Here is a 6,368-nt window from a genome sequence, read left to right as displayed (position 1 = left end):
CGCTGCTCTGAAGTCCGCTCCACGAAAATAGGTTTCGGGGGCGACCGAAGAACCGTCGCCCCCAACTTATCCACAGGTCTCACAGCGAGGACTCGCCTCTAACTCCTGGAGATCTCTATGTTATTCTGAATGTAATCGAAGGGCGTGTCGACTTTTCAACAGTCCGCCCACGGCCGCTTCGTCCTCGGGGAATCGTCCGCATGCTCCCGCCAACTGCGGGTGAACAGTACAGCCCTCCTGTACCTGGGCCCGGCCCGGCTGCAGCCGAGCACGCCGATTGAGGTGGGGGTACAGCCGTCGCGTCGAGGTCCATCGCATTGAAAGACAGATCGGCACAGCCGTCCCCCATACCGCCTCACAGAGCTCGGTAACCCGCAGCGCCCCTTTCGAGGCCACCCTTTGGAGGACCCGGTGCGGCACGGAACCGCCCCGAGGACGAATCGGAGGTAGCACCGGGTGAGTCCGGGCGTCTATCCCCAACTGCGAAACTTGGCTCAAGTATCCGATAGTATTGTTATAAATTCAGTCCCTGACACACTGCGAAGCCGGGTTCGCGTCGACCGAGCTCTGGCTGCCGGACACGAGGCGCCAAAACTCCCGACGCGGGGCGGTGATTTTTACAACGCGCTCACGATTGCAGAGCAAAACCCGCTCATCTCGTCGTCAAGAGCCTCGACGTGGCGGATTTTCCAGCTTTTTGAGGAAGACGGAGTTCGTCCAGCACAGAGCGACCGGGGCTCGCCGGTTTTCAGGAGCCGAGAATTTGCCCCCGGGGTCCAGGTGTGCGGTATGGCGAGGCGATGTCGTCAGGGATCCGGTTGACAAGGGGGGCACTCCTGGCGCAGCGGCCGGAGGGGGCGTCGCGCCGGGCGGCGGCCGCCTGGCGGGCCGGGGTCCTCTCGGCGGCAGGCGCGCTCCTGATGGCGTCGGCCGCAGGGCCGGCGGCGGCCGACGAGCTGCCGCCCCAGCTCGCGTACGCCTACGGCGAGAATGAGACGCCCCGCGCCGCGGCCTTCGGGGGCGCGCTGCGCGCCCTCGGGAACGGGACGTCGGCCGTCTTCCTCAATCCGTCCGCCATGGTGGAGACCCGCGTCTACCACCTCCAGGCGCTCTTCCAGGGGAGCCCCGAGGCCGGCCGGCACGCTTACGGCGGCGTCGTCGTCGACTCGGTCACCGGCAAGCTCGCCGGGGCGCTCTCCTTCGTGGGCGGCTTCGTCGACATGGACGACGGCGGCATCAAGCGCTCCTACCTCGACGCGCGGGCAGGCCTCGCCTACCCCCTCACCGAGCGCGTCTTCGTCGGGCTCACCGGCCGCTACGCCAAGATCACGCAGGACGGGACCCTGATCGAGGGCGGCCTCGGCGACAGCTCCGTCTCGGGCGGGCTGCGCGAGTGGGAGAACGGGAAGCTCGTCGGCCGGCACTCCTTCGTCGACGAGTTCACGTTCGACGCCGCGCTCACCGTCAAGGCGACCGACAGCCTGTACATCGCGGCCGTCGGACAGAACCTCACCTACCCGGACCACGGGCTGCTCCCCACCACGGTCGGCGGCGGCGTCGGGCTCGGCACGGCCGACTTCTCGATCGAGGTCGACGGGCTCGCCGACCTCAACTCTTACCGCGACACCACCTTCCGCTTGATGGCCGGCGGCGAGTACCTCGTCGCCGATCACTTTCCGCTCCGCGCCGGCTACCGCTTCGACCAGGGCGCCGACCAGCACGCGCTGTCGCTCGGCCTCGCCTATGTGGGGACCCAGTTCGCGGTCGAGGGCACCGTGCGGCGGGCGCTCGCCGGCGGAGGACCCACCACGTTCGTGGTCGGGCTCGCGTACCACCTCGAGTCGAGCGGGCTGACCCGCGGCTCGTCCGACAGCTTCTAGAGCGGCGGTCACCCGCTTCGGATACGGGCCCACCTCGACGTTTTCGGTGCTCAGCGCACCGGAGTGCGCTTGCGCGCCGAAAACGCCGATCTGGGCCCGTCTCCTGTGCGGGTGACCGTCGCTCTGCGACGCGTCCAGAGCGATCGTCGCGGCCGCGCCGGCCTCGGGGACCGGCTCCCCCTTCTCGCCGCGGCGCGCCTGCTCTAGGTCGGCCCTGCGTGCTGTGCCTGACCCTACCGACCGACCCGCGCTGGGCTGACGTGGCGCTCGCCGATCTGCCGGCGCTCCTGACCGATCACGCGCACTGCGAGATGAAGGCGGCGTCGAACGCCCTGTCCCTCGCCGCGCGCTGGCCGTCGCTCCCGCGCCTCGCGCGGGCGCTCGTCGACCTCGCCGAGGAGGAGCTCCGGCACTTCCGCGCGCTGCTCGACGTGATCGAGCAGCGCGGCCTCGCGCTCGGCAAGCCGGAGACCGACGTCTACGCGAGCGAGCTGCGCAAGGCGGCCTCGAGCAGCTGCGCGCGCAACGCGAAGGCCGCGCTCATCGATCGGCTGCTCGTCGGCGCGATCATCGAGGCCCGCTCCTGCGAGCGCTTCAGGCTGCTCGCCGACGGGCTCGCGGCGCGCGAGCACGAGCTCGCGCCGCTCTATGAGGAGCTCTTCGCGTCGGAGGCCCGGCACTACCGGACCCTCGTCGACCTCGCCGTCGAGGTCGCCGGCGACGAGGGCGCCACCCGAGGCCGGCTGGCCGAGCTCGCGCGCGCCGAGGGCGAGATCGCCGGGCGGCTCGGGACGGCACCCGCGGTGCACGGATAGGTGGCATGGAAATCGATCTGATCCGCCTCGATCGGGACGTCGCCCGCGCGGAGCGCGCGTGGCGCGCGGCGCACGGCGACCTCGCCCGGCGCGGTCCGGCCCCTCCCGCCGCAGACGAGGACGGCCCGAGCGCCGCCGAGGCGAGGGCAAGGCTCGAGAACCCGCTCGATCCCTTCCGGCGCGTCAGCTCGCGGTCGACCTACCTCGAGCTCACCGGCAAGACCCCGGGCCTCGGCGCGGAGCTCGGGCTCGCGAGCCCGACGTCGCCCGCCGCGCCGGACCCGACCGGCCTCGCGGCCCCCCTCGCCGACTGGGTCTACGTGCTCACGCTGGAGCGCGTGGTCTGGACCGACCGCGTCCGGCTCGCCGCGGCCTGGCACGCGCCGCTGCTCACGATCGACCTGCCCGAGCCGGCGCGGATGTCGCCCCACGAGGCGCGGCTCAGGCTCCTCGCCGACCCGACGAGCGCCGGACGGCAGCTCTTCGCCGAGGCCCTGGCCCGAGGCTCCGGCGCGGTCGCCGACGCCGCCCGCGTCCTCGTCGAGCGGAGGCACGAGGCGGCGCGGCGGCTCACCGAGGAGGGCCTCCGCGCGATCGAGATCCCCTGCGACCCTCCCGGCGCGGCGATCGGCGCCGCGGAGGCGCTGCTGCGCCGGACCGAGTCGGTGATCGAGCTCGAGCCGACCTGGCACGCCGCGCTCGGGCGCGCCGTCGGCCGCGACGCGGCGTCGGGGTGGCCAGCGCGGCTCGGCCCGCGGTGGATCGAGGAGCTGTTCCGCGCGACGAAGCTGACCGAGGGCGTCGCGATCGATCTCGGACCGCTGCCGCGGCCGCTCGGCGCGGCGTCGTTCGCGCGCGCGCTCGCCCGCTTCGGCGCGGCGCTCGCGCGTGGTGGTGGAGCGCGCGGGCCGTTCGCGCTCTCCCGCGCGCCCTTCGATCTCCGGCAGGCGCGCCGCGCCGCGCTGTTCGGCGGCCTCGTCGCCGATCCCGTCTTCTGCGCCCGCGCGCTCGGGCTCGGCCGGGGCCGGGCGCTCGATCAGGCGCGCGCCACCGCGCGCAGCCTCCTCCTCTCGCTGCGCCTCGACGCCGCGACCGTGGCGCTCGTGTTCGGCGCCGGAAAGGACGGAGGCGGGCACGTGCTGCTCCGGGCCTCGCGCGATCGGAGCGACCGCTTCGAGGAGACCACCGCGCGCGCGCTCGGCGCGCCGATCCCGGGAGCGCTCGCCGGGGTCGTCCCGGCGCTCGATCCCGGCGCGGCGGTCCGGCTCGCCGGGGCGCTCCTGGCCGCGCGCGATCGGCGCGGCCTGATCGAGCGCTTCGACGAGGACTGGTTCCGCAATCCGCGCGCCGCCGAGGCCATCCGCGACGAGGACGGCGCGCGCGCGCCGGCGCCGCGCGCCAGCGAGGGCGATCTCGAGGCGGGCCTCAGCGAAATGACGCGCTCGCTCGCGAGCCTGTAGCGCGGGCGCGTCGTCAGGAGACGTGATGTAAAGAGGGGCTCGTCCGCTCTGCGAGAACCCTTCCAGCTTTGACTGACACGTGCTAGTGCCGGCTCGCGAAATCGCCCCCCCGGGGGGCGTGGGGCAGCGAGCGGCTCGCGCTGCGCCGCCCTCGTCGCCGAACAAGCACCCGTGAACCCGAACGCAATGCACCCTCTCCTCGCGTCCGGCGCCAGCGCCATCGCCGTCGACTTCGATCTGACGTTCCTGGCGCAGGTCGTCCTGTTCTCGACGTTCGTCGTCGTGCTCAAGCCGCTCCTGTTCGATCCGCTGCTCCGCGTCTTCGAAGAGCGCGAGCGGCGCACCGACGGCGCCAAGCGGGAAGCGCGCGAGATGGACGAGCGCGCCGGCGAGCTGCTCACCCGCTACGAGGCCGAGATCGAGAAGGTCCGGCGCGAGGCCGGGATCGAGCGAGAGCGGCTCCGCGCCGAGACGGCGAAGATCGAGGCGCAGATCATGGCCGAGGCCCGGGCCGAGACGGCGCGCATCCTCGAGGACAGCAAGGCGAAGATCGCGGCCGAGGTCGCCCGCATGCGCGGCGAGCTCTCCGCCGCCCAGCCCGCGCTCGCCGCGGAGATCGCCGCCAGCATGCTCGGCCGCGAGGTGCGCCAGTGAAGAAGCCGCTCCGCCGCTCCTCGCTCGCGCTCGGCCTGGCCGCGGCGCTCGCCGCCGGCACGGCGCTGGCTCAGACGCAGCCGCCGGGCTCCGACCCGGCGCTGCCCCCCGGGCACCCGCCCATCCCGTCGCCTGCCCAGGCGCAGCCGGGCTCGCCGCAGATGCCGCAGCGCCCGCGCGACGCGCAGCCCGGCCGTCCGCTCGGGCCGGGCGGCCGCCAGCTCCCGCCGGGCCACGGGCTCCGGCCGCCGGGCATGCAGCCCGGCCGCGCGCGCCCCACGCCGCCGCCCGCGCAGCCCGAGCACGCCTCCCACGGGGAGGGGCACTGCCCCGGGCACGGCCCGACGGATCCGCCGCCGCACGTCAACTGGTGGCACGGCCTCATCGGCGTGAACAACGAGGCGGCCGCGAAGGGCGGGATCAACGCCCTGCTCTGGCGCTACCACAACGAGCAGAACCCCTGCGATCCGAAGAACGAGTCGCCGCCGTTCCTCGCGTCGGTCCTGAACTTCGGGTTGCTCGCGCTCATCGTCGTCCGCTTCGGGAGGAAGCCCATCGCGGAGGCGCTCAAGAAGCGCAAGCAGACGATCACGCAGGAGCTCGACAACGCGTCGCGCCTCAAGCAGGAGGCCGAGCAGCGGCTCGAGGAGTACGAGGACAAGCTCACGCGGCTCGAGGAGACGCTCGCCGAGCTCAAGGCCGAGCACGCGGCGCAGGCGGAGGTCGAGAAGGCCCACGTGCTCGCCGAGGCGGAGCAGCGGCGCGTCCGGATGCGGCGCGACGCCGAGTTCCGCGCCGAGCAGGAGCTCAAGGCGGCGCGCGCCATGCTCCTCCAGGAGGCGGTGCAGAACGCCGTCGGCGCGGCCGAGGAGCTGCTCCGGCAGCGCATCGGCCAGCAGGACCTCGACCGGGTCAACGAAGAGTACCTGAAGGCCATCCCCGCGGCCGTCTCCGCCGGCGCGCGCCGCGGAGCCCAGACCACCGGAGCAACGACATGAGCTACGAGTCCGTCGCCCGACGCTACGGGCGCGCGATCTTCGAGATCGGCAAGGAGACCGGGACCCTCGCGGCCCTCGCCAGGGAGATCGGGGACGCCAGCGCGATGTACTCGGCGAGCGAGGAGCTCCGCCTCGTCCTCGACAACCCGCTCATCCCGGAGGCCTCGCGCGAGGAGCTGCTCCGCGAGATCGGCGGCCGCGCCGCCTTCTCGGACGTGACGAAGAACACCCTCCTCCTGCTGGCGCGGCGCCGGCGCCTCGTGGCGCTGCCCGAGATCGCGCGGCAGCTCGCGCTCCTCGTCGATCAGGACCAGAACGTCGCCCGGGCCGTGGTGACGAGCGCGGGCCCGCTGAGCGACGGCTACCTCGACCGGCTCCGGGCCGAGCTCGAGAAGGCGACCGGCAGGAAGATCTCGGTCACCCACAGGCAGGATCCCTCGCTCATCGCGGGCGTGGTGACCCAGATCGACGATCAGGTGATCGACGGCAGCCTCCGGACCCGGCTGTCGAGCTTCCGTGACAACCTGCTCAGGACCTGAGGGGACGCGAGCAAGCCCCCCT

The 6,368-nt window shown here is 73.0% G+C and carries 6 protein-coding genes; all 6 read left to right on the top strand.

The window, feature by feature from the left end:
• The first annotated feature begins 818 nt into the window (after positions 1–818).
• Complete coding sequence (locus WME97_RS49805) at positions 819–1,880, top strand: hypothetical protein (protein ID WP_437548392.1); 1,062 nt, start codon at positions 819–821, stop codon at positions 1,878–1,880.
• A gap of 218 nt (positions 1,881–2,098) precedes the next feature.
• Complete coding sequence (gene miaE / locus WME97_RS49800) at positions 2,099–2,695, top strand: tRNA isopentenyl-2-thiomethyl-A-37 hydroxylase MiaE (RefSeq protein ID WP_437548390.1); 597 nt, start codon at positions 2,099–2,101, stop codon at positions 2,693–2,695.
• A gap of 5 nt (positions 2,696–2,700) precedes the next feature.
• Positions 2,701–4,155: a hypothetical protein gene (locus WME97_RS49795; protein WP_437548388.1), complete on the top strand. Its 1,455-nt coding sequence runs from the start codon at positions 2,701–2,703 to the stop codon at positions 4,153–4,155.
• A 171-nt stretch (positions 4,156–4,326) separates the two neighbouring features.
• Positions 4,327–4,809 (top strand): ATP synthase F0 subunit B, encoded by a 483-nt coding sequence (locus WME97_RS49790; RefSeq protein WP_231864629.1) that lies wholly within the window; start codon positions 4,327–4,329, stop codon positions 4,807–4,809.
• The gene (locus WME97_RS49785; RefSeq protein ID WP_437548387.1) at positions 4,806–5,807 is read left to right on the top strand and encodes a F0F1 ATP synthase subunit B family protein; all 1,002 of its coding nucleotides are present in this window, start codon (positions 4,806–4,808) and stop codon (positions 5,805–5,807) included. Before WME97_RS49790 ends, WME97_RS49785 begins: the two co-directional genes overlap by 4 nt.
• Positions 5,804–6,346 carry an ATP synthase F1 subunit delta gene (gene atpH, locus WME97_RS49780; RefSeq protein WP_437548385.1) on the top strand — a complete coding sequence of 181 codons (543 nt, stop codon included), beginning with the start codon at positions 5,804–5,806 and terminating at the stop codon, positions 6,344–6,346. The genes WME97_RS49785 and atpH overlap by 4 nt, the downstream gene beginning before the upstream one ends.
• Positions 6,347–6,368 lie beyond the last annotated feature (22 nt).

Origin of the sequence: Sorangium sp. So ce367, assembly GCF_051520455.1 — a bacterium.
Taxonomy (GTDB): Bacteria; Myxococcota_A; Polyangia; order Polyangiales; family Polyangiaceae; genus Sorangium; species Sorangium cellulosum_B.
This window is presented reverse-complemented; position numbering and strand designations above follow the sequence as displayed.

What these genes read in the sequence shown, in the direction of transcription:
- WME97_RS49795 (WP_437548388.1), top strand. Translation starts at nt 2,701, where the DNA reads ATGGAAATCGATCTGATCCGCCTCGATCGGGACGTCGCCCGCGCGGAG.
- atpH (WP_437548385.1), top strand. Translation starts at nt 5,804, where the DNA reads ATGAGCTACGAGTCCGTCGCCCGACGCTACGGGCGCGCGATCTTCGAG.